This is a genomic window from Luedemannella flava (assembly GCF_039528515.1).
In the GTDB taxonomy this organism is placed as follows: Bacteria; Actinomycetota; Actinomycetes; order Mycobacteriales; family Micromonosporaceae; genus Luedemannella; species Luedemannella flava.
In genome coordinates, this window is the sequence record NZ_BAAALT010000309.1 from 1 (window position 1) to 610 (window position 610).

A 610-nucleotide genomic window follows, 5' to 3' on the forward strand; every position below is an offset into this window, starting at 1 on the left:
GGTCCGGACGCGGGCGTATATGAAAACGCCCTCAGCCCCACCCGGAAAGTGGGTGGGGCTGAGGGGAATGTTTGTCCGGCGGCGTCCTACTCTCCCACACTCTCACGGGTGCAGTACCATCGGCGCTGGTGGGCTTAGCTTCCGGGTTCGGGATGGGACCGGGCGTTTCCCCACCGCTATGGCCGCCGTAACTCTATGAAACTATCAACCAATCCCGGTCGAACACTCACCCCAAGGTTGAGGTTCGTGGTCGGGTGGTGTGTTGTTTCAGAGTTGCATAGTGGACGCGTAGCATGTTTGTAGGTCAAGTCCTCGGCCTATTAGTACCAGTCAACTGAACCCGTTACCGGGCTTACATTTCTGGCCTATCAACCCAGTGGTCTGGCTGGGGGCCTTAACCCTCTAGGGGTGGGATACCTAATCTTGAAGCGAGCTTCCCGCTTAGATGCTTTCAGCGGTTATCCCTTCCGAACGTGGCCAACCAGCCGTGCCATTGGCATGACAACTGGCACACCAGAGGTTCGTCCGTCCCGGTCCTCTCGTACTAGGGACAGCCCTTCTCAAGTATCCTACGCGCACGGCGGATAGGGACCGAACTGTCTCACGACGT

The 610-nt window shown here is 58.2% G+C and carries 2 rRNA genes; both read right to left on the reverse strand.

The features are described 5' to 3' along the window. Window positions 1-73: 73 nt before the first annotated feature. Window positions 74-190 (reverse strand): 5S ribosomal RNA (gene rrf / locus ABD211_RS32890). Between the two features lie 110 nt (window positions 191-300). Next, window positions 301-610: ribosomal RNA gene (locus ABD211_RS32895) — 23S ribosomal RNA — on the reverse strand; the annotation flags it as partial.